Here is a 20,965-nt window from a genome sequence, read left to right on the forward strand (position 1 = left end):
ATAAGCATCCCGACCCTTGTGATGCATCTCCAGTCTGAGTAACGTGGCGGCACTTGTCTGGAGACCACATCATGTTCGCTGCCCGTTCCGTCCTCGTATTTGCTCTTCTACCGTTGTTTGCCGGGTGTCAGTTGCTCGGTAAACAGACCGAGGAACCGAAGGTTTCCACGGCGGGCATGCTCCGTATGCAGGGCGACCTGACCGGGGAAAACGGCCAGTTGCTGTTCAAGCCGTGTAACGAGCAGCGTCGCTACGTGGTCAAGGATCGCGGCAACACCGGCATTCTGCAGGAAGCGGCCTCGCTGGCAGACAGCAAGGGCACGGTGTTTGCCGATCTGCGCGGCAGCTTTGCCGCAAGCAAGGCGGCCAACAGTGACGGTCAGCTGGATCTGCATCAGTTATACCGCGTCGAACGTCCCGGCCAGGCCTGTGAAGACCTCAATTTCAAACGCCTGACATTGCACGTCAATGGCAACAAGCCCGCCTGGAACGTCAATGTCAGCGGCAAGGGCATGGTTCTGGAGCGCGAGGGCGTTGCGCCACTGGCGCTGCCCTACGTGGAAGAGAAGCTGCCGGACGGCAGTTTCAGCGTCAGCAGCGAAGCCAACAACCAGCGCATCGAGATTTGGGTCGCGCCACAGCGCTGCGTCGACAGCGTCGACGGCTCGGTGCAACACCTCACCGCAGAGCTGCGCATCAACGGCCAGGCCCAGCGTGGCTGCGGTTATTACGGCGGTTCACGCGACGACTGATCGCCCAGGCTCGCCGCCAAAGGGGTTCAGCGCTTATAATCGCCGGTTCTTGTAGTGCTGTCGGGCTGAACCTGCGGCCCGAAAACTGGACCCCTTAATGTTACGAATCACCGAACTCAAGCTGCCGATCGATCATCCGGAAGAAGACCTGCGCGTTGCGCTCTTGAAGCACCTGGGTATCGACAGCGGCGAACTGCTGGACTTTACCCTCTTCAAGCGCAGCTACGACGCGCGCAAAAAGTCTTCCGAGCTGTGCTTCATCTACACCATCGACTTCCAGGTCAAGGATGAAGAAGCACTGCTGCGCAAGCTGGCCAATGACCGCCACGTCGGCCCGGCACCTGATGTCAGCTACAAAGTCGTCGGACACGCTCCCGAGGGGCTGACAGAGCGCCCGATCGTCGTGGGTTTCGGACCCTGCGGTATCTTTGCCGGGCTGCTGCTCGCGCAGATGGGCTTCAAGCCGATCATCCTCGAGCGCGGCACCGAAGTTCGCCAGCGCACCAAGGACACCTGGGCGCTGTGGCGCAAAAACGTGCTCAACGCCGAGTCCAACGTGCAATTTGGCGAGGGCGGTGCCGGGACGTTTTCAGACGGCAAGCTTTACAGCCAGATCAAGGACCCGAAATTCATCGGCCGCAAGGTGCTGCACGAGTTCGTGAAGGCCGGCGCGCCGGAAGAAATCCTCTATGTCAGCAAGCCGCATATCGGCACGTTCCGCCTGACGGGCGTGGTCGAGAACATGCGCCATCAGATCGAAGCGCTGGGCGGCGAAGTGCGCTTTCAGCAGCGCGTGACCGATGTGATGATCGAGGACGGCCAACTACTGGGTGTGCAACTGGACAGCGGCGAACACATCGAGTCCCGGCACGTGATTCTGGCGCTGGGCCACAGTGCCCGCGATACCTTCCGCATGCTGCACGGCCGTGGCGTGTTCATGGAAGCCAAGCCGTTCTCGGTGGGCTTCCGCATCGAACACCCGCAATCGTTGATCGACCGCGCGCGACTGGGCAAATACGCCGGTCACCCGAAGCTCGGCGCAGCCGATTACAAGCTGGTGCACCACGCCAGCAACGGCCGTTCGGTCTACAGCTTCTGCATGTGCCCTGGCGGCACGGTCGTGGCAGCCACGTCAGAGCCAGGCCGAGTGGTCACCAACGGCATGAGCCAATATTCACGCAACGAGCGCAATGCCAACTCGGGCATCGTGGTCGGTATCTCGCCGGAACAGGACTACCCTGGCAGCCCGCTGGCCGGTATCGAGTTGCAGGAGCGTCTGGAATCCCACGCCTATCTGCTCGGCGGCAGCAGCTACGAGGCTCCTGCGCAACTGGTCGGCGACTTCATTGCAGGCCGGGCCTCGACCGCTCTGGGCAGCGTTGAACCGTCCTACAAGCCGGGTGTGAAGCTGGTGGACCTTGCCGAGGCCCTGCCCGCCTTTGCCATCGAAGCGATTCGTGAAGCGTTGCCTGCGTTCGACAAGCAGATCAAAGGCTTCTCACTGCACGACGCTGTGCTGACCGGCATCGAAACCCGCACCTCGGCGCCGCTGCGCATTACCCGCGGGCCGACTCTGCAAAGCCTGAACACCAAAGGCCTTTACCCGGCCGGTGAAGGCGCTGGCTATGCGGGCGGGATTCTCTCGGCTGGCGTAGACGGCATTCGGGTGGCCGAAGCGCTGGTGCGCGACATGCTGGGTATCGAGGGCTGAGCCCAGGCTGACTATCGTTATACATAAGCCTTGTGGGAGCATTCACGCCTGGCAATAAAAAACCCCGAGCATTGCGGCTCGGGGTTTTGCTGTGCGGTGTTGCAGATCAGTGGGTAACGCGGCTGGTGCCGTTGACGCTCATGATGCGCACGCGTTCGCCGACCCGGAAAATCTCGTTTTCCTGAACCTGCTGCACGTAGGCACGCATGCTGCCGTCATCCTCACGCACGGTGATTTCGACACCTTGCGTACGGGTCAGGCCTTCCTCGGTCGCCGAACCCAACAGACCACCGGCCACTGCACCGATGACCGCTGCCACGATACTGCCGCGACCGCCACCGATAGCGCTGCCGCCCACACCACCAACGACTGCACCCGCCGCGCCGCCGATCGGGGTCTTGGTGCCCTCGATCTTGACCGGACGCAAGGATTCGATCGTCCCCATGCGAACTGTCTGTACGGTCCTGGCCTCGTCACGGGAATAGGAATCACCGGTCAGATTCGAGGTACAGCCGCCCAGCGTCAGAGCCATGGCAGTGAACGAAGCAACCAGAAGAGCAGACTTGCGCATAAAAGGAATCTCCAGAGGAATCAGTGGCCATTAGACTACCCGACAAAGGTGCTGTCACGGCCCCGAGCCTGCAAATTAAATTGATTCAGGCCTCATACAGCCACAGCCCGTATAACGCTCAGACGATTGAGCAAACGAATAATTCAATCAGGGTGCAAGGCGCTCGCGTGTCCATCTGTCGTCTATCAAACGATAGTTCAAACGGTCGTGAAGTCGACTGGAGCGACCCTGCCAGAATTCGATCCGCTCGGGCAGAAGACGATAGCCACCCCAGTGCTCGGGGCAGTGTGGCTGGGTGTCTGCGAAGCGTTGTTCCGTCTGTCTGATCAGGCCTTCCAGTTCGTCGCGATCCGCGATCACGCGACTCTGTGGCGAGGCCCATGCACCCAGACGGCTGCCCAGAGGGCGCACCTGGTAATAAGCGTCGGATTCTTGCGCTGAGACTTTCTCCACCCGGCCCTCGATACGCACCTGGCGCTCCAGTGTCGGCCAGAAGAAAGTCATCGCGGCAAATGGACGTGCAGCGATCTGCTGACCCTTGGCGCTTTCGTAGTTCGTGAAAAACGTGAAGCCCTGAGTGTCCAGGCCCTTGAGCAGCAAGACGCGGCAATGTGGACGTCCTTGCTCATCGACTGTCGCCAATGTCATGGCGTTAGCCTCGACCGGCGGCTGCTCGGTGTTCACCGCGTCGGCAAACCATGCATGAAAGAGTGCAAAGGGCTCGTCCGGCGATTGCGCTTCGGTCAACCCGTCGCGGGTGTAATCACGGCGCATGTCGGCCAGGGTCTGAGTCATGGTTTCATTCCTGCGCAGATATCATGAACGTTAGCTAACTCTCGTTACGAGGCTCGGCGCTCGCCGTTATCACACATTCGTTTTTGATTCTGGCCGAAGGCCGTGGGAGCGAACTTGTTCGCGAAGACGGTGATTCAGACGATACGTTTCGCAGACTGTACCGGCCTTTTCGCGAACAAGTTCGCTCCCACGCCCTCCGGGCAGAAGCCTGAAAGCCTTGTTTTTCAGGCTATTCAGGACTTGTGCACAACGCAAAGCGCGGAGCGTGGAGACGAAAGTCGTGAGGTAACCAGGCCTCAGTTACTGGCCTGGCTGTCATCTTTCTTGGCGGGCGCCTTGGCCTTGGTCGCTGCTGGTTTTTTAGCTGCTGCGGTGGTCTTGGCAGGCGCTGCCTTTTTGGCAGTGCTGGCCTTGGCCGGCGCTTTCTTGGCAGTGTCTTTCTTCGCCACGGCGGCTTTCTTGGCAGGCGCGGCAGCAGGTGCTGGCGCTACTGGCTTGACGTCCTGGGTGGCAACCATGACCGGAGCAACCGGCGGCAGCGCATAACGGGCCATCAGCGCGCGCATGGTGTCCTGCGGCGTCATGAGGATCTCGACCCGACGGTTGAGCGCGCGGCCCTGCAGGCTGTCGTTGGCAGCGCGCGGCATCACGGCACCCATGCCACGCTGGCTCAGGCGGTTACGCTCCAGGCCACTGAGACGGAAAATCGCGGCAACCGACTGGGCGCGCTCCTGGCTGATCTTCTGGTTGGCTTCGGTAGGACCCGAAGTGTCGGCATGACCGAGGATCAGCACGGCAGTTTTCTGATCGCCTTCGACCACCTTGGCCAGACGGGTGATCGGACCCAGCGTGTTCGGCAGCAGCATGGCCGGACGGTCAGGGTTGAACGAGCTGTCGACTGGCGCGGTGATTGCCAGCAGGTCTTCGCGACGCTCCAACTGGAACGGGCTGTCCTTGATTGCAGCGCGCAGGCGCGGCTCGTACTCGTCCAGCCAGGCCTGGGTCACTTTCGGATCAGGCATCGGCAGCGCTTTCGGCTCGTCCTTGGCGGAATCGTTGCCAAACGGCCACCACCACTTGGTGTCAGTCTCCGATTTGGCAACCATCGCCGGCGCAGCGGGCTTGGCTGCCGGCTTGTCGGCCACGGCATCAGGTTTGGCCTGCGCGTTATCGTTCGAACCGAACGGCCAGTACCACGGCGCGCTGTTTTCAGCACCTGCCGCAGGTGCCGGCGTTGCAGCAGCCTTGGCAACCGGAGCGGGCGCCGGGCTCGGTGCCGGAGCCTTGGCAGCGGTGCCTGCGTCAGCGGACTCGCTGCCGGAACCGAACTGCCACCAATGGCCTCCGGTTGCAGCAGAGTCGGATTGTGGGGTTTGGGCACAGCCGGTCACGGCGATGCACAGGGCGAGAACGAGGCTTTTATTAGACGACATGGGTAACCCGCAACGGTTTTGATCAGACAGAAGGACGTAACTACGCCGGTATAACATGCATAAAGATGCAGTTGGAAAAAGAAACCGTCGTACGGTTCCTGTTACAGCCATTTAACTGACAGTCGGTATGAAACAAGCACTTATGGCCGATACTTACTGCAAACACTCACGCAGAACCCCGACCAGTTTCTGAGCACGTGGGTCCATCAAAATGTAGGGCCCCAAGGTGTTGGTAACGAAGCCAAAGGCAACCTCGTGATCCGGATCGGCGAAACCTACCGAGCCGCCCGCCCCCGGATGGCCAAAGGCTTTGGGCCCCAGGCCGTAGGTCGCGTTGGCAACGCCCGGCTGATCGAGCATGCAGCCCAGTCCCAGACGGGTCGAGGTCAGCAATGTCTTGTCCTGGCCGAGGCTGTGTTCGCGGGTCAGCTCATTGAGCATGTCTGCTTCAAGCAGGCTGCCATCGAGCAGACCGTTATAGAAACCGGCAAGACTGCGCGCATTGCCGTGGCCGTTGGCCGCCGGTTGCTGCATGCGGCGCCACTCCGGCTTGTTGGTGCTGGTCATGATCGACGGCGGGTTGGTAAACGCCTTGGCAGTGATCGAAGCCGGCTCACGCATCGTCGCCTGCAGCACGCGCTGGGCAGCGTCGTCACCGGCATTGCCTTTGCCGCGTGCGATGTGGGCCACGCGATGAAACTGGTCATCCGCCAGGCCCACATGAAAATCCAGCCCCAGCGAGCGGGCGATACGCGCAGCAATGGATTCCCCCGGGCCTCGACCATCGGCGCGGCGCAGCATCTCGCCCACCAGCCAGCCATAGGTGATCGCCGCATAACCATGCCCCTGACCCGGTGTCCACCAAGGTTCTTCGGCTGCCAGGGCGGCGGTCATGGTGTCCCACTGGTAAAGCGCTTCGGCCGGCAACGGCTCACGCACCGCAGGCAGGCCGGCCTGATGGCAGAGCAATTGGCGCAGAGTGATGGAAGCCTTGCCCGCCGCGGCGAATTCAGGCCAGAGCCTGGCCACGGGTTCGTCCAGCTTCAACTTGCCCTCTTCGACCAGTTGCAGAACGGCCACGCTGGTAAAAGTCTTGGTGCAGGAGAACAGGTTGAGAATGGTGTCGGTGTGCCACGCCTCGGCACCGTCCTTGTCGGCAGTGCCCGCCCACAGATCGATGACGGTCTGGCCACCAACCTGAATGCACAAGGCAGCGCCGCGCTCCTGAGGGTCGTCAAAGAGCGCCGCAAAGGCTTCACGTACTGCTTCGAATTGAAGTTCGTAATGACCCTGGATCTGCAACGGCTGACTCCTGACTGGCAACATGAGCCCGACGACAGGCTAAATGGCGCATATTGTTTCAGCGATCGAGCGCTTTGGGAACAGATGTGAAACGCTCTTCATCTTTGGCTCAGGTTATTTCCCGACGGAACGGTGGCAGCGCATTGAGAATCGCCTTGCCATAGCGCTGGGTGACCACGCGGCGGTCCAGCAGCGTGATGGTGCCGCGGTCCTCTTCGGTACGCAGCAAGCGACCACAGGCCTGCACCAGACGCAACGAGGCGTCGGGCACGGCGATCTCCATGAACGGGTTACCGCCACGCGCTTCGATCCACTCGGCCAGCGCAGCCTCGACCGGGTCATCCGGCACCGCGAACGGGATCTTGGCGATGACCACGTGTTCGCAGTAGGCGCCAGGCAAATCCACACCCTCGGCAAAGCTGGCCAGCCCGAACAGTACGCTGGACTCGCCGCTGTCGACGCGTGCCTTGTGCTTGTTGAGGGTTTCCTGTTTGGACAGGTTGCCCTGAATGAACACCTGCTTGCGCCAGTCACGGTCCAGGCCGTCGAAGACATCCTGCATCTGCTTGCGCGACGAATACAGCACCAGCGTGCCTCGCGAACCCTCCACCAGACCGGGCAGGTCGCGAATGATCGCTGCGGTATGCGCCACCGAGTCACGCGGGTCGGCCTTGAGGTCGGGTACGCGCAGCACCCCGGCATCGGCGTGATGGAACGGGCTTGGCACCACGGCGGTCACCGCCCCTTTGGGCAGCCCGGCACGCATGCGATAGCGGTCGAACTTGCCCAGCGCGGTCAGGGTCGCTGAGGTGACCAGCGCCCCGTAGGCGATGTTCCACAAGTTGCGACGCAGCATTTCCGCCGCCAGGATCGGGCTGGCATTGACCTCGATATCGAACATTGCACCGCTGTCGGCCAGGGTCAGCCAGCGCGCCATTGGCGGGCTGTCTTCCGGGTCTTCGGCGGTGAAGGCTGTCCATAATTCCCAGTTGCCATGCGCGCGGGCCAGCAGGCTGCCGAACAGCGGATACCATTCTTCGGCCTGATGGCTGGCGATGCCGATGTTGACTTCACCGTCCATGCCTTCCTTGAGCAGCTCGGTCAGGCGCGTGAACAGGTCGTCGAGGCGCGCGAAGCCCTTCTTGAGCTCGATACCCATCTCGCGGATGTGCTCGGGAATCACGCCGCCGACAAAGCGGTGACGTGGACGCTCGCGGCCCTGCATGTCTTCACCGGCGCGGAAATCCGCCAGTTGCTCGCAGGCACCGAACATGAACTGCTGATGGCCTTTGATTTCGCGCGCCAGCTCCGGCACCTGCTCGATCAGCTTGCCCAGATCGCCGGGCAGCGGATGCTGGGCCAGCAGCTTGGCGAGGTTCTTGGCGGTCTGTTCCAGCCAGTCGGCGGTCGATTTCAAACGGGTGTAATGGGCAAAGTGGCCGATGGCCTTATCCGGTAGGTGATGACCCTCGTCGAATACATACAGGGTGTCACGCGGGTCCGGCAGCACCGCACCGCCGCCCAGTGCCAGGTCGGCCAGCACCATGTCATGGTTGGTGACGATCACATCGACCTTGCCCATGCCTTCACGCGCCTTATAGAAGGCGCACTGCTGAAAGTTGGGGCAGTGCCGGTTGGTGCACTGGCTGTGATCGGTGGTCAGACGCGCCCAGTCCTGATCGGCGAGTTCCTGCGGCCAGCTGTCGCGATCGCCGTCCCACTTGTTGCCCGCCAGCTTCTGCAACATGCTGGTGAAAAGCTTCTGACTGGCCTCATCGACTTCGATCTTGAAGCCTTCTTCTTCAAACAGCTGCGCGGTCGCGTTGGTCGCGTCACTTTCCTGCAGCAATGCGTCGAGCTTGGACAGGCACATGTAACGCCCGCGCCCCTTGGCCAGGGCGAAGGTAAAATTCAGACCGCTGTTGCGCATCAGGTCCGGCAGGTCCTTGTAGACGATCTGCTCCTGCAGGGCGACGGTCGCGGTGGCGATCACCAGCCGCTTGCCGGCCGCCTTGGCGGTGGGAATCGAGGCGATGGCGTAGGCCACGGTCTTGCCGGTACCCGTTCCGGCCTCGACCGCCACTACCGCAGGATCGCCCGAACGACGGCCCTCTTCATCGGTGTCAATGTCCCCCAGCACCTTGGCGACTTCAGCGATCATCAATCGCTGGCCATAGCGTGGCTTGAGGCTCTTGGCTTCGAGGAAACGCGAGTAAGCGCCCTGGATCTGGGTTTTGAGTTCGGTACTGATCATTGGCTTCGGTTCGGGGGCACGGCTAAAAAGGCTGGATAAATTTTCAGTAGTTCTGAGTGGGCGCTATCATAGCGCGCTAAATCCATCCGCGCAGAACGGAGTGTCCGATGACCGCTTTTTCTACTGTCTATACATTGCATCTGCTGGCTGCCCTGGTGTGGGTTGGCGGCATGTTTTTCGCCTGGATGGTGTTGCGCCCAGCAGTCATTGCAGCACTTGAAGGCCCTTCTCGCCTGAAAGTGTGGGTCCAGGTGTTTCCGCGCTTCTTCGCCTGGGTCTGGGCTGCGGTGGTGCTGCTGCCGATAACCGGCATCGGCATGATTCAGCTCAACTTCACCGGCTTTGAAACCGCGCCGCGTTATGTGCAGATCATGATGGGCCTGTACGTCGTCATGGTTGCGCTGTTCTTGCGTATCCAGTCATTGCAACTGCCGGAGCTGCGTCGTGCCGTGGAAGCCGAACAGTGGGCCGAGGGTGCGGCGGCATTGGGCAATATCCGCCGCCTGGTCGGCATCAATCTGATTATCGGTCTGGCCGTGGTCATGCTGGCGGCGGCGCGTCCGGGCCTTTGAGGCAAAACGGAACATCGCGGGGCACTGGCGGTGACACCGCGCACAGCTTGCGGGCGTTTTCCTGCCCGATCGGTCATCTTCTGTGCCTGATATCCAAGCCATTCAACATCTTGAAACAGTTTGGCATGGGCTGTGCAAACGCTTGCGATCAGCAGTACGCGCCCACGAAAAGGAGCTTCAATGCCACAGCCGCCGTTCACTCCACCCGCAACGCCCTCAAGATTCTTTATGCCCCTGCTGTTCGCCGCAGCCGCAGCGCTGCCCTGTACCAGCGTCCTGGCACAGCCCGCTGCGGCCGAAGACTCGGCGCAGGGCGAAGCACTCAGCCCGCCCGCCTCGCCCAAGGAAGGTAAAGGCGCGTATTTTTCAGACTGGTTCAATCAGGACCTGACGCTGATCGGCAGCAAGGACATCAGCTTCGGCCCCAAGCCCAACGATGACATCTACCTGGAATACGAATACTTCGGCCGCAAAGGGCCGTTCGAGCTGTATGGCTATGTCGACGTACCGAAGATCCTCGGCATCGGCAATGATAATGACAAAGGCGTCTGGGACCATGGCTCGCCGCTGTTCATGGAGCACGAGCCACGCGTCTCGATCGACTACCTCGCCGGGCGCAGTCTGGCCATCGGGCCGTTCAAGGAATGGTACGTCGCCTTCGACTGGATCTACGACCACGGCAGCAATACGGCGAACCGGGCCAACACCCTGTACAGCGGCCTGGGCACTGACATCGATACCCACTCGCGGGTCAATCTGTCGGCCAACTTCTATGGCCGCTACCAGTGGGAGAACTACGGCGCCAGCAACGAGTATTCGTGGGACGGCTACCGCGCCCAGCTCAAATACATCGTACCGATCAGCACGTTCGACAACGGCGCCTCGCTGACCTACATCGGCTTCACCAACTTCGATTTCGGCTCGGACCTGAAAAACGATCCGGCACGCACCGGCAACTCCACGGTCGCCACCAATGTGCTGCTTTACGCCTTCACGCATCTGCGCTTCACCCTGGTTGGCCGCTACTTCCACAATGGCGGCAACTGGCAGGACGGCAGCGAGCTGAACTTCGGCGATGGCAACTTCCGCGCGCGCTCCGACGGCTGGGGCTATTACGCAGGCGTGGGTTACCAGTTCTGAACCTTATTATGACGACAGGAGTTTTCATGAAACACACCACTCGCAACACACTGTGCGCCACGCTGGCACTGCTCAGCCCGGCTGTCTGGGCGGCTACCGCACCGGTGGCACCGGTCACGCCCAAGGTCATGCTGGTCGCCATGTTTGCGCCCGAAGCACAGAACTGGATCGACCGGCTGCACTTGACCAAGGAAATCCAGGTGCCCGGTCTTGCCGCCGAGTACCCGGCCATCCGCTGCAATGATCAGGACGTCTGCCTGCTGGTCACCGGCATGGGCCAGACCAACGCTGCGGCATCGACCCTGGCGCTGGCCCTGTCGCCGCAATTCGACCTGCGCAAGACTTACTTCATTGTCGCGGGCATTGCCGGCATCAACCCGCACCGCGGCACACTCGGCACCACGGCCTGGGCGCACTATCTGGTGGAGTTCGGCACGCAGTGGGAAATCGACTCCCGCGATGTGCCCAAGGACTGGCCGACCGGTTATCTGGGCATCAACACCAAGGGCCCGAACGAGAAACCGCCGCTGGACTACAAGACCGAAGTCTTCGAGCTCAACCCCAAGCTGCAGGCCAAGGCGTTTGCCCTGTCGCACAAGGTGACCCTCAGCGAAAGCAAGGAATCAGCCGCGTGGCGCGTCAAATACCCCTATGCGCCGGCCAACCTGCCGCCGCAGGTCACGCAGTGCGACACGCTGGCAGGCAATACCTGGTTCTCCGGGACGCGTCTGAGCGAGCGTGCGGAAGTCTGGACCAAGCTGCTGACCGACGGTAAAGGCGAGTATTGCACCACTCAGCAGGAGGATAACTCCACCTACGAGGCTCTGTTGCGAGCGAGCAAGGCCGGCAAGGTCGATGTCAATCGCCTGGCTGTCGTGCGCGCGGGCTCCGACTTCGATCGTCCGTATCCGGGTTACAGCGAAGTGGACAACCTGCTCAAGTACGCCGATCAGGGTGCCTTCGTCCCGGCGCTGGAAAACCTCTACCGCACCGGTAACCCGCTGGTGCAGGCAATTGTCGGCGACTGGAAGAATTGGGAAAAAGGCGTACCGCAATAACGTGATGTGAAGCGATTCGCGACTGTCCGGATCATGGCCTTGCGCCTGATCCGGACAGCTCGCAGGTTACAGACGTTGCAGGATCAACGCGCCTGCCGGTCCCGGAGCACCTGGCAGACCGGGCTCACCCTGTCTGCCAGCCTTGCCGCCCTCAGCGCGGTAGACGATGCAGCCTTTGGACGCACCGCCCTTGCCTGCCTTGCCGCCTTCGCCAGCCTTGCCCGCTGCGCCACCTGCGACATTCACCTTGATGCGTTCGGCCGGATAGCTCTGTGGCAGTTCAAGACGAACCTGCGCGCCCGCAGCGCCGTCATGCCCATTACCGCCGCTGTCGCCGTTATAACCACGCCCGGCCTGGCCCCAGGTGCAACCAGGGTCTTCGCCCGTGCCGCCGTCCAGCCCGGCATAGCCTGGGCTGCCTGCACCACCGCGGGCGTCAATCGACAGTTCTTCGGCATTCAGGCTCTGCAGGCGCAGGGTCAGGTTGCGCCCTGGCCGTGCCGGTTTCTCGAAAGTACCCGGTGCGCCGCGTGCGGTGATCTGGCTGCCGGTGCCGAACTCACCGTGCAGCACGACCATGTTGAACGCCTGCACACCAGGAACGATGGCAATTCGCGCTTCATGCCCCAGCACCAGCTCGCCAATCTTCACATCATCGATACCGGCCGGAATCAGCAGAGTGCCGTAGTCGGCCACTTCAAGGCGCTCGACCTGCAGAACGCTGCTGTTACCAGGCAGACGCATCAGCGAGTGCGGAGCAACGATAATTGCCTGGGCCATGGCCAGAGGGCTGAACAATGCTGCCAACAGAACGAGCTTACGCATGAGTGTGCCCCCTGACCGGACGGCCGATGGATTGAACGTGAAAGATGCCGAACAGGATGATTTTGCCCCGGTCGCGCCACGGATGCCGGCGACCGCGCAGGCTGCCGTTGAACAGAATCAGCTCCAGCAAATGCGTCAACAGCAGCACCGCGCCGGCCATGTCGATCATCACGCCAAACGGGCTGGGCGCCTCGATCGCCGCGTTGACCAGCACCACCAGCCAGAAGCCCAGCATCAATATCTTTCCCAGCCCCCAAAACACCTTCATTGCCCGCCCACCCCTTGTCATGATCCGTTACGAAATTGCAGTCTTCGCATGCTTTTCGTCGCCGCACAGTAGACGTGCTGTACGCCGAATATGCCAGCGGTGTGTTGAAAAAGATCCGCAATGATCTCGACGCAAGACAATGTTTGTGTGCGGCAGTACCGCAATCAAGGATAGCGGACACCAAAAAGCCCTGTCACAAAGGATGCAGGGCTTTTTGCAGGACCTCTGGTGTATCGAGCCTGTCAGGCCTCGCTGGGAGTCTTGGCCTGGACGACTGGACGCACCACCGGCACCGGACGCTTGTACCACCAGACACCTACCAATACCGCAGCAACGCCAACCCACTGCACGAACGTGAGCTGCTCATCGAAAAAGAAAAACCCGATCAGAATCGCCACCACCGGACGGGCCAGTGCCGAAACAGAGGCCAGCACCACATCGACGTGCCTGAGTGCATACGCCATCAGGCCATGGCCCAGAAGCTGGCTGATCAGCGCGAGCAACGCAATGACCACCCAGCCCTGGACGGTGTCCGGGAGAATCTTCGGACTGGTGAGCAAAGCGATGGGCAGTAACAGCACTGCACAGGTAAAGCTGTTCCAGATAATGATCTTGCGAGACGTGAAGCAGTCGCGCAACGACTTGATCAGGATCAGGTAGATCGCATAGAAAAGCGCGGAGTTGAGGGCCAGCAGGTCGCCGGTCACGCTCTGACTGGAAAACGCCACGCTGGCACTGCCGTCAAACACCAGCAGACACGCCCCGCCGATACTCAGGGCCAGCGCCAACACTTGATAGACGCCGATTTTTTCTTTCATGAACAGATAGGACAGCAGCGCCACGAACACCGGGGACAGGTTCATCAGGACCGAGGTGTTGGCCATGCTGGTCAGCTTGACCGCCCAGTGATTGGACAGCAGATCCACACACGACACCACGCCCGACAATACCAGCAGCCAGAGCATCGCCCGCCGGCTGCGCGCCGTACCGACAGTTCCTGTCTCAGTGTTTTTACCTGCTGGCCACGCAGCCAGCGCAGAGGCCATGCCGCTCGCCATGAACATTCGTAGCATCAGGGTAGACGTGGCATCCACTTCACTGAGCTTGACGAACGCGATGGCGGAGGCCACACCGATGGTACTTATGACCAGTGCCAGAACAGGCAGAAACGCCTTATTGCCCACTTTCATGACGATCCCTCGAAATTATAGGAGTTGAGTGGCGCAATGAATGCCGCCGAACTGCTTTTGATGCTCTGTAAAGGCGATCAAATGAACATGACAGTCAAGCTCAGCCAGCTGATCAAGCAGGCGTACCGGTGCGTTTTGATCGATCCAGACATGATTGCCCAATGAAAATGCATTCGCGCACCATGCCGCCATCATTTCGTCGTCCAGCGGTATCAGCCCGATACCCGCTACCTGTGCTGCCTGGCGAAACGTCAGGTCCTTGCCAGTCAGTTGCCAGCCCGATGACATGCGCCGATAAACGCTGACCAGGGAACGGTCGGCTGCGTCCGCTCTTGTCGCGTCGATCAGCAGGGCGTCGCGCAGCAGGCAGGCGTAGTGATCCAGGTGAAACTGTTCGGGATTACGCCATATGTCCTGCACCGCCAGCACAACCTCGCCCTTGAGCAGGTTTGAAGCCAGCAAGAACTCGAGCACCGGGGCCTCGGTACGAAAGCCGGTGTTGATCACGGATACGTGTTCGTTTTCCAGATAATCACCGCCCTCGAGCACCTGATCGAGTTCGACAGGAACGTGACCATGAGCAGCGACCACCTGCTTCACCACGTCCACCTCGCGCGCCCTGTCCTGACGCTTCAGGCGCCCAAAAACCGGCTGCCCGCCGACGTTCATGAAGTGGTCCCGCGGAAACAGAAGCCCGTACAGCGGTTGAATACGGTAGCTCTCGTAGGTAGCGTCCGGACTGATCCGGCCCAACTCGTCATCGTAATGCAGCCGTAGCTCGGGCTGGTTGATGATGATCTCGGCCAACTCCTGCCGACTGCAGCGGAGCAATTGCTGGTGAGCAAGCTGCTGGCGCCCGTGTTCGACATTGTCAGCAAAGCGCAACGCACGCCTTGCCAACTGCCGCATGTCCTCAATGGCCACCTGCGGACCGTCTTCGCTGAACAGCGCATCGGACAGGAAAACGGTCGGGAAACCCGCTGCATTGAAAGAGCTGGCCAGAGCCATGACATCGGCATCTGCCTGCCGAAGCGAATACGGCTGCTGCGATTCCATGAATACCGACATGGAAACAGGCTGCACGACAGAGGGAAGCTGCAGGAGCACTTTCATTCAGGGTTCCAGAAATCAGGTTGCGCGAATCGACGTCTGCAAAATATTCATGCACTGCACAATGGCCTGCTCTATCGCAGCCTGGCTGTCGGCGGCGAAGTGCAATCTGGCGGGGATATCCTCGTAGCTGAACGCATTTGAATCGCCCTGGGACTGCACGCTGCTATAGGTCAGCAGCGGATGGGAGAGTTCCATCAGCGGATCGAAGGTGAACCCGCCGCGGAACGGATTGGGCATCATCAGAAAACCGGTGATTCGGGTGTCTACCGGAGCGATAGCCACTTCCAGCGCGGCGCGGGTCCAGAGCTCATACAGGTCGATCCCCTCGCTGCGTAACGCGACAAACGGAATCTCACCGCCGCCGACTCGACCGCCGATCTCCAGAAACACCAGCTCGCCACGACGTTCGATGATTTCCAGGTGAATGGCCTGGTTGTGCAAGTTGAGACGCAGGCAGACTTCTTCGGTGAACGCGCGCACTCGCGCGATGAACGCCCGGTCATCGACTGTGACCGAGCCGAGCGGCAGGCCGTTGCGAAAGTCCAGGCAGGTGTTCAGGTACTTGGACACCTTGAAGTACGGCATGCTGTCGGCCGCCAGTATCGCGTCGACATGATAGATATCGCCTTCTATATATTCTTCGACTTCGTAACCATTGAAATCCGGCAGGTCGGGTATGTCTTCCAGGCGCTCGATCTTCACCACGCCGTCCGAGGCCGCGCCAACCTGGGGCTTGAGGATGACCGGAAAGCCGTGCTCATGACAGAAGGCTTCGACGCCGCCACGCGACGCTACATTCCGATACTGAGGATAACGAACCGAAGAACCGGTCAATGCTTCCTTCATGCTCGCCTTGTTACGGCACAGCAGGTTATCGGCGACCTTGGCACCGGGTATGTCGAATTCGGTACGCACCAGCGCAGCGGCGTCCAGATCGTATTCCGAAAAGGCGATCACGAAATCGACAGACTGACGACGATGAATGGCCCGCGCTTCCTGAAGTATCAGATCGGCGTCCAGTGCGTTGACTTCGACCACGTTGGCGCTGACCTGCGGATCAATCAGCCGCGAGTGCCCTGCCAGTGATATGTAGGAGACATCGACCTGTGAGTGATCGATGTAGTTGCGGTAGTCCGAAAGCTCGTCGTCATAGCGGTTGATGATCAGGACATGCTTCATACGATTCCAACCTCTGTGTGTACCCGCCCGACAAGGCTTCTTACAAGCGCCTCGTCGGCACCGCCGAACATGACGTAGCCGATTCTTGAGGTCCAGTCCTGATCGGAGCCCAGAGCGTCGCCGGATCGGTAATAGACCTGATGCGAAAGGTAATAAGGACTGTCGAAAATGTCGGAGAGCCCCTGCAGCTCGGTAAATTCGCTCTTGTCGCCTCGGGGGATGAAGGCGATGGCACTGACGCCGTTCGCACATGGCACGGCCCGACTGTCGATGTCCAGGTACTCACACAGCGTCTCTTTGGCAAGGTCAATGCCGCTGGCACGCCTGATCAGCTCGACGATATTGTCGCCTGGAAGGCGGGCCGCCAGTTCAACCGCTACCGGCTGGCCTTGTGGCGTGACGCGCAACTCCAGATGGAAGGGCCCGACGTTCAGCTTTATGGCCTCAAGCACCGCCAGCGAATAGTCGGTCAGCACCCTGCGAAACCCTTCGTCATAGCCCTGGCCCACGATGTGACCGACTTCGACGAAGTACGGCTCCGAGCCGAGCAGTTTTTCCGTTATCGACGCAAGGGTGACGCTGCCATCGCTGCGCACGATGCCTTCGACACTGTATTCAGTGCCGGGAATGTACGCTTCGACAATCAGCCGGCCACTGGCAGTAAAGCCGATGTCGTCGGGCAGTGATTGACGAAACGTCTCCACCGCTTCGATCAACTCTTCATGGCTGTAGAGCTTGCGCACACCGATGCTGCCCGCCATATCGATCGGCTTGACCACCGCCGGAAAGCTGAAGCCCTCCGGCACAGCTACCGGCGCATGGGCATCCAGAAGGAAAAAGCCGATCGTGCTCAGCCCCGCCTCCGTCAGCCGGCTGCGGAAATTGAATTTGTTGCGCACTTTCTCTACTGCACTGTCGTGCAGATGCGTTGTGCCTGACGCAGCCCCCAGGCGCGCGGCCATGGGCACGGCGTACTCCACACCGGGAAGAACGGCGCGGATGTCTCCCAACTCATTGATTTTCTTCAGCTGTGCATCAAAATCACCGGTGTCGATTTTGATCACCTGACGTACCTTGGCCCGCAACTCTGCGTTGAGCTCCTGCTCGCCACCGTCACAGGAAAACACATAGACACCGACGCCCAGTTGCTGCGCCGCATTGATATAGTTAATGCCGGATGAAACAGGATCAATGACAACGATGGACATGGCTCAGTCTCCGACTATCCAAAACTTTCAAGTTCACACAAGGGAAGGTTCTTTAACTTGCCGATCACCCCATCCGACCCGACGCCGATGGTGAGCGTGTCGTGCATCAAGTGGTCGCCAATGGCGAAGTCAGGGTGGGTCCATTCGGAAAAGGGAAAGTTGGTCACATGAACGTCGCATTCAATCGTCTTGCGGAAGACCTCTATACACCCTGCGTGATAATCGCTGAGGTCTGCACGGTTGACGGCATAAATGGCAACTTCACGAATACCGTACTTCGCCACCAGTTCCTGCGCACGACTCAATGCGGCGCCCATTCCACTTCCACCGCTCACGACATTCAAACGACTCAGGGACTGCTCATAAACAGGTAAGGCAGGACTTGCAATTGAATACTCCAGCGGTTCGCCCACTGGCCACTGCACCAGTAACGCCGAGAACAGGCCTCCCTCACGCAACTTCACATGGCAGGTCAGGCTGTCGTAATCCTTGCCACCCAAGGTGACCACGGAATAACTGCGCACCGCTGAACCCTCGGGGTATTTCAAGCTGATGACCGACTTGGCGTTATAGAAAACCTTTTTTACCTCAAGCACGACTTCCATGATTTGCCCGGACAGCATCCGTTTGCTTTTCAGCCTGGCCTTATGAAAGGTGCTGATCGCAACACGGATATCAATATCCGTTTCAGCACGACTGACGCATGGCAGAAAGGCTTCATTCAAGGCAACGACCTTTCCCTGTTCCAGAACGCGCCCCGAAACAAGTGTGCACTTGCACACTCTGCACACCCCTTTGAGACACCCCCTTACCAACGCTTCATGAGGAAGGGCATCGGTAAGGGGTTGCTGACTCTCGGCGGTGTAAGTCTGGTCTCCAATACGAACACTGTAGATTGCCATTACACCAACCCTGAGTAAGGTGTATTAAAGCGTTGCTGCACGCAGGGCCTGGAAGTACTCACCGACCATCGGTATGAATGCCTTGATATGAACGACAGCCTTTTGCAGATCCTTCTCGTCCTTGATAACCGACGCCAGCATGTTGTTCATCATGCCGCTGTGGTCCTCGGCTTCGTCGAAAGCCACGTGCGAAGCCGCTCCGCTGACTGCTGGCTGGCCCATGCTGGCACTGGCCTTCTGGGTGATGAACGAGCTGTACTTGTCGCCGTAGTATTCGAGGAACCAGTCCCAGGTAATCGAGGACAAAGGCCCGAACTTGCTGACGCAGAAGTTCAGGTAACCCATGAGTTTCCAGGTTTCCGGAAAGGCGAACTGCGCCTGAACATCGGAAGGAGAATAGCCGTACGTGATGAGGTCCTGACCGAACATTTCGTCGTGGCCGAACTCATCATACAAATAGTAAGACAATTGTTTGGCGGCGGAAATGTTGTCGACTGCCGCAACCTGTACAGCACGTGCGTCCAGTTCGTTATTCATGTGAATGCGGATCACGCACTCCAGGATATGACGCTTGTAGTAAGACTCGTTGAACCAGTCGCCTTTATGGAACTCGCCCATGACGGTGTCTTTTTTGAATTCTGCTTCCAGGCAGGCATCAACGGTGCTTTCAAGCGTCTTTAGCATCTCAGCGGTGGATATCATCGGTTGCTTCTCTCCATGTTAATCATTAATGGCTTAATGATATTTAATATTCAGCGCCCTGCTGAATCGTGTTATCCGTAGCACAACAAAACAAATGACCGACGGCCAGAACCGCGAGCGAAAGCTGATCGATAGGTCAAACAACGATTGCGTAAAATAAAAAAATGACGTCAACCAAGTGCCCTTGCCTATTGCCAGAGGCGGCAGCTAAACAACCGGTGTTTTTTAACAGCCGTCACTGACACGCCCCCGAATGGCCCGGGCAATATCATCGCTTTACGTATTCAAGGCGCACAGAAAGACGGTCCATAATAATGAACGTTGCACGTCTAATAGCCCATGGCCAGAATATTCTGCGTGCCCGCCGGACACACAGCACATACCACGCCTTTATCAAGGCATCGCAGAGATTACAATTCAGTTACATAGTAGGTGTTTATACGTCGCGTCCATGCAGCCACTCTTGGGATCCAATTTGTGTTGCGGATCCTAATGCGTCTGAAAACAGCTTGCAAGTAACTTTATAATCTAAGTATCTGCCAAATGGCTTAATAACTCGGTCGCTGCAGCTGAAAGCCCGTGAACGATGCTTTCCAGACCTCGCCGGGCAGGCTAGTCTTGTCAGCTAACCAGAGGACTTTCAATGACCGTCGGCTACTCGAACCGTACGCCCCAACAAGCGCTGGCTGCCCTGCTCGATCGCTACGCGCCGCAGCGCCTGCTGTTGATCGGCGCTCAGGCGTTTCCGGCGTTGCAAGCCTTTCAGGAGGCCCACCCGCAGACCGAGGTCGCGCTGGCCGAACCCGGTGCGCTGCCTGCTCATCTGGCCGCACAACGTTTCGATCTGGCGCTGGTGGTCGATTGTCTGGAACACATCCCCAAGCGCACCGGCCTGGAATTGTTGGGTGGCATCCGCAACCTCAACGCCAGCCGCATCGCGGTGCTCGCCGACTTGCAGGCCTGCGGTTGGCAGGAGACGGATTTTTTCTCGCTGGCGCTGCAGTCCAGCGAACGCTTCGCCCGCGACGAGCAGGTGCTGAACCTGTTTACGTACGACTTGCGTGAGTACAAACAGGTGCCCGACTGGCTGAACGCGAAGTACTGGGCCAACCCGGAGAATTTTGGAAAGTATTGGTGGTGACCTATGAGTAGTGCCATTTGCCCCTGCGGCAGCGGCGATCTGTTGCTGGCCTGCTGCGGTCGCTATCACGCAGGTCAGCCTGCGCCCGGTGCGGAAACGCTGATGCGCTCGCGTTATAGCGCCTATGTGCTGGGGCTGACTGATTATCTGGTCCAGACCACGCTGCCGGTGCAGCAAGGCGGGCTGGACCGTGAGGCTATCGCTCAGTGGAGTGCGCAGAGCACTTGGCTGGGGCTGGAGGTAGAAAGCTCGGAGGTGTTCGGCGGCAAGCCGGAGCATGCGTTCGTGACGTTTACCGCTCGCTGGCATGATGGCAATGGTGAGCACAGTCACAAGGAGCGTTCGTCGTTCGTGCAGAATCAGGGGCGCTGGTATTTTATCGATTCAACCGTGCCGTTGAAGGCTGGGCGTAATGATGCGTGTCCGTGTGGCAGTGAGCAAAAGTTCAAGAAGTGCTGTTCGGCTTATGTGGACTGAGTTGCGGCTCTTTGCTTGAACGTCGAGAACTCCGCGGTTGACTATCGTTCCCATGCTCCGCGTGGGAATGCAGTTCGTGACGCTCTGCGTCACACGGCTGTTCTGTGATGTCAGGTGGATTGAGGTTCGGCTCAGGTCACCTTTCACCCCCTGACTATCGTTCCTCACGCTCCGCGTGGGAATGCAGTTCGTGACGCTCTGCGTCACACGGCTGTTCTGTGATGTCAGGTAGATTGAGGTTCGATCTCAGGTCACCTTTTCGCCCCTCGGCGAGTCACTTTGATGGGGCCAAAGTGACCAAAGCCCCTGGCTCCGTTTCCGGCCCGACTTCGTCGGGTTCCTTCGCCCTGACACTGATCCGGGGGTCGCCGC

The 20,965-nt window shown here is 59.6% G+C and carries 20 protein-coding genes; 7 read left to right on the forward strand and 13 right to left on the reverse strand.

The window, feature by feature from the left end:
- Window positions 1–71: 71 nt before the first annotated feature.
- Window positions 72–752, forward strand: coding sequence for a COG3650 family protein (locus P406_RS06755; protein WP_003314432.1), 681 nt, complete (start codon window positions 72–74; stop codon window positions 750–752).
- 97 nt (window positions 753–849) lie between these two features.
- Window positions 850–2,463 carry an NAD(P)/FAD-dependent oxidoreductase gene (locus P406_RS06760; protein ID WP_046235742.1) on the forward strand — a complete coding sequence of 538 codons (1,614 nt, stop codon included), beginning with the start codon at window positions 850–852 and terminating at the stop codon, window positions 2,461–2,463.
- A 106-nt stretch (window positions 2,464–2,569) separates the two neighbouring features.
- On the opposite strand, the gene P406_RS06765 is transcribed toward P406_RS06760, so the two are convergent.
- The 5 genes from P406_RS06765 to dinG all read right to left on the reverse strand — a co-directional run bounded on the left by P406_RS06765 (window position 2,570) and on the right by dinG (window position 8,818).
- The gene (locus tag P406_RS06765; RefSeq protein WP_003314430.1) at window positions 2,570–3,034 is read right to left on the reverse strand and encodes an outer membrane lipoprotein; all 465 of its coding nucleotides are present in this window, start codon (window positions 3,032–3,034) and stop codon (window positions 2,570–2,572) included.
- A 147-nt stretch (window positions 3,035–3,181) separates the two neighbouring features.
- Complete coding sequence (gene pdxH, locus P406_RS06770; RefSeq protein ID WP_003363512.1) at window positions 3,182–3,829, reverse strand: pyridoxamine 5'-phosphate oxidase; 648 nt, start codon at window positions 3,827–3,829, stop codon at window positions 3,182–3,184.
- Window positions 3,830–4,125: 296 nt separating this feature from the next.
- Window positions 4,126–5,262 carry an OmpA family protein gene (locus P406_RS06775; RefSeq protein ID WP_046235743.1) on the reverse strand — a complete coding sequence of 379 codons (1,137 nt, stop codon included), beginning with the start codon at window positions 5,260–5,262 and terminating at the stop codon, window positions 4,126–4,128.
- A gap of 153 nt (window positions 5,263–5,415) precedes the next feature.
- A complete protein-coding gene (locus P406_RS06780) occupies window positions 5,416–6,564 on the reverse strand; it encodes an EstA family serine hydrolase (RefSeq protein WP_046235744.1) in 1,149 nt (382 codons plus the stop codon).
- Window positions 6,565–6,673: 109 nt separating this feature from the next.
- Complete coding sequence (dinG, locus tag P406_RS06785) at window positions 6,674–8,818, reverse strand: ATP-dependent DNA helicase DinG (protein ID WP_003402334.1); 2,145 nt, start codon at window positions 8,816–8,818, stop codon at window positions 6,674–6,676.
- Window positions 8,819–8,925: 107 nt separating this feature from the next.
- Here dinG and P406_RS06790 point away from each other — a divergent pair, with 107 nt between their 5' ends.
- From P406_RS06790 to P406_RS06800, 3 genes are all read left to right on the forward strand, one after another.
- Window positions 8,926–9,390, forward strand: a complete 465-nt coding sequence (locus P406_RS06790) for a CopD family protein (RefSeq protein ID WP_003314423.1) — start codon at window positions 8,926–8,928, stop codon at window positions 9,388–9,390.
- A gap of 180 nt (window positions 9,391–9,570) precedes the next feature.
- Window positions 9,571–10,530 (forward strand): nucleoside-specific channel-forming protein Tsx, encoded by a 960-nt coding sequence (locus P406_RS06795; protein ID WP_046235745.1) that lies wholly within the window; start codon window positions 9,571–9,573, stop codon window positions 10,528–10,530.
- A gap of 26 nt (window positions 10,531–10,556) precedes the next feature.
- Window positions 10,557–11,588 (forward strand): purine-nucleoside phosphorylase, encoded by a 1,032-nt coding sequence (locus P406_RS06800; protein ID WP_046235746.1) that lies wholly within the window; start codon window positions 10,557–10,559, stop codon window positions 11,586–11,588.
- 66 nt (window positions 11,589–11,654) lie between these two features.
- On the opposite strand, the gene P406_RS06805 is transcribed toward P406_RS06800, so the two are convergent.
- The 8 genes from P406_RS06805 to P406_RS06840 all read right to left on the reverse strand — a co-directional run bounded on the left by P406_RS06805 (window position 11,655) and on the right by P406_RS06840 (window position 18,975).
- The gene (locus tag P406_RS06805; protein WP_003412857.1) at window positions 11,655–12,413 is read right to left on the reverse strand and encodes a hypothetical protein; all 759 of its coding nucleotides are present in this window, start codon (window positions 12,411–12,413) and stop codon (window positions 11,655–11,657) included.
- A complete protein-coding gene (locus tag P406_RS06810) occupies window positions 12,406–12,681 on the reverse strand; it encodes a DUF1145 domain-containing protein (protein ID WP_003402324.1) in 276 nt (91 codons plus the stop codon). The genes P406_RS06805 and P406_RS06810 overlap by 8 nt, the downstream gene beginning before the upstream one ends.
- A 242-nt stretch (window positions 12,682–12,923) precedes the next feature.
- Window positions 12,924–13,871: a DMT family transporter gene (locus P406_RS06815; RefSeq protein ID WP_046235747.1), complete on the reverse strand. Its 948-nt coding sequence runs from the start codon at window positions 13,869–13,871 to the stop codon at window positions 12,924–12,926.
- 15 nt (window positions 13,872–13,886) lie between these two features.
- Window positions 13,887–14,984: an arginine deiminase family protein gene (locus P406_RS06820; RefSeq protein WP_046235748.1), complete on the reverse strand. Its 1,098-nt coding sequence runs from the start codon at window positions 14,982–14,984 to the stop codon at window positions 13,887–13,889.
- Window positions 14,985–14,999: 15 nt separating this feature from the next.
- Window positions 15,000–16,163: an ATP-grasp domain-containing protein gene (locus P406_RS06825; protein WP_046235749.1), complete on the reverse strand. Its 1,164-nt coding sequence runs from the start codon at window positions 16,161–16,163 to the stop codon at window positions 15,000–15,002.
- On the reverse strand, window positions 16,160–17,371 hold the full coding sequence (locus P406_RS06830) for an ATP-grasp domain-containing protein (RefSeq protein WP_046235750.1): 1,212 nt from the start codon (window positions 17,369–17,371) through the stop codon (window positions 16,160–16,162). Before P406_RS06830 ends, P406_RS06825 begins: the two co-directional genes overlap by 4 nt.
- A gap of 14 nt (window positions 17,372–17,385) precedes the next feature.
- Window positions 17,386–18,273, reverse strand: a complete 888-nt coding sequence (locus tag P406_RS06835; RefSeq protein WP_046235751.1) for a 2Fe-2S iron-sulfur cluster-binding protein — start codon at window positions 18,271–18,273, stop codon at window positions 17,386–17,388.
- A gap of 24 nt (window positions 18,274–18,297) precedes the next feature.
- Window positions 18,298–18,975, reverse strand: a complete 678-nt coding sequence (locus P406_RS06840; protein WP_003412868.1) for a hypothetical protein — start codon at window positions 18,973–18,975, stop codon at window positions 18,298–18,300.
- Between the two features lie 643 nt (window positions 18,976–19,618).
- On the opposite strand from P406_RS06840, the gene P406_RS06845 reads away from it, so the two are divergent.
- Window positions 19,619–20,116: a DUF6231 family protein gene (locus P406_RS06845; protein ID WP_003314411.1), complete on the forward strand. Its 498-nt coding sequence runs from the start codon at window positions 19,619–19,621 to the stop codon at window positions 20,114–20,116.
- Window positions 20,117–20,119: 3 nt separating this feature from the next.
- On the forward strand, window positions 20,120–20,593 hold the full coding sequence (locus P406_RS06850; RefSeq protein WP_003412870.1) for a YchJ family protein: 474 nt from the start codon (window positions 20,120–20,122) through the stop codon (window positions 20,591–20,593).
- Window positions 20,594–20,965: the final 372 nt, after the last annotated feature.

It is taken from the genome of Pseudomonas syringae pv. coryli str. NCPPB 4273 (genome assembly GCF_000972175.1).
In the GTDB taxonomy this organism is placed as follows: domain Bacteria; phylum Pseudomonadota; class Gammaproteobacteria; order Pseudomonadales; family Pseudomonadaceae; genus Aquipseudomonas; species Aquipseudomonas syringae.

What these genes read in the sequence shown, in the direction of transcription:
- pdxH (WP_003363512.1), bottom strand. Translation starts at nt 3,829, where the DNA reads ATGACTCAGACCCTGGCCGACATGCGCCGTGATTACACCCGCGACGGG.
- P406_RS06845 (WP_003314411.1), top strand. Translation starts at nt 19,619, where the DNA reads ATGACCGTCGGCTACTCGAACCGTACGCCCCAACAAGCGCTGGCTGCC.
- P406_RS06820 (WP_046235748.1), bottom strand. Translation starts at nt 14,984, where the DNA reads ATGAAAGTGCTCCTGCAGCTTCCCTCTGTCGTGCAGCCTGTTTCCATG.
- dinG (WP_003402334.1), bottom strand. Translation starts at nt 8,818, where the DNA reads ATGATCAGTACCGAACTCAAAACCCAGATCCAGGGCGCTTACTCGCGT.
- P406_RS06825 (WP_046235749.1), bottom strand. Translation starts at nt 16,163, where the DNA reads ATGAAGCATGTCCTGATCATCAACCGCTATGACGACGAGCTTTCGGAC.
- P406_RS06810 (WP_003402324.1), bottom strand. Translation starts at nt 12,681, where the DNA reads ATGAAGGTGTTTTGGGGGCTGGGAAAGATATTGATGCTGGGCTTCTGG.
- P406_RS06840 (WP_003412868.1), bottom strand. Translation starts at nt 18,975, where the DNA reads ATGATATCCACCGCTGAGATGCTAAAGACGCTTGAAAGCACCGTTGAT.
- P406_RS06815 (WP_046235747.1), bottom strand. Translation starts at nt 13,871, where the DNA reads ATGAAAGTGGGCAATAAGGCGTTTCTGCCTGTTCTGGCACTGGTCATA.
- P406_RS06795 (WP_046235745.1), top strand. Translation starts at nt 9,571, where the DNA reads ATGCCACAGCCGCCGTTCACTCCACCCGCAACGCCCTCAAGATTCTTT.
- P406_RS06790 (WP_003314423.1), top strand. Translation starts at nt 8,926, where the DNA reads ATGACCGCTTTTTCTACTGTCTATACATTGCATCTGCTGGCTGCCCTG.
- P406_RS06800 (WP_046235746.1), top strand. Translation starts at nt 10,557, where the DNA reads ATGAAACACACCACTCGCAACACACTGTGCGCCACGCTGGCACTGCTC.
- P406_RS06775 (WP_046235743.1), bottom strand. Translation starts at nt 5,262, where the DNA reads ATGTCGTCTAATAAAAGCCTCGTTCTCGCCCTGTGCATCGCCGTGACC.
- P406_RS06760 (WP_046235742.1), top strand. Translation starts at nt 850, where the DNA reads ATGTTACGAATCACCGAACTCAAGCTGCCGATCGATCATCCGGAAGAA.
- P406_RS06835 (WP_046235751.1), bottom strand. Translation starts at nt 18,273, where the DNA reads ATGGCAATCTACAGTGTTCGTATTGGAGACCAGACTTACACCGCCGAG.
- P406_RS06755 (WP_003314432.1), top strand. Translation starts at nt 72, where the DNA reads ATGTTCGCTGCCCGTTCCGTCCTCGTATTTGCTCTTCTACCGTTGTTT.
- P406_RS06805 (WP_003412857.1), bottom strand. Translation starts at nt 12,413, where the DNA reads ATGCGTAAGCTCGTTCTGTTGGCAGCATTGTTCAGCCCTCTGGCCATG.
- P406_RS06830 (WP_046235750.1), bottom strand. Translation starts at nt 17,371, where the DNA reads ATGTCCATCGTTGTCATTGATCCTGTTTCATCCGGCATTAACTATATC.
- P406_RS06850 (WP_003412870.1), top strand. Translation starts at nt 20,120, where the DNA reads ATGAGTAGTGCCATTTGCCCCTGCGGCAGCGGCGATCTGTTGCTGGCC.
- P406_RS06765 (WP_003314430.1), bottom strand. Translation starts at nt 3,034, where the DNA reads ATGCGCAAGTCTGCTCTTCTGGTTGCTTCGTTCACTGCCATGGCTCTG.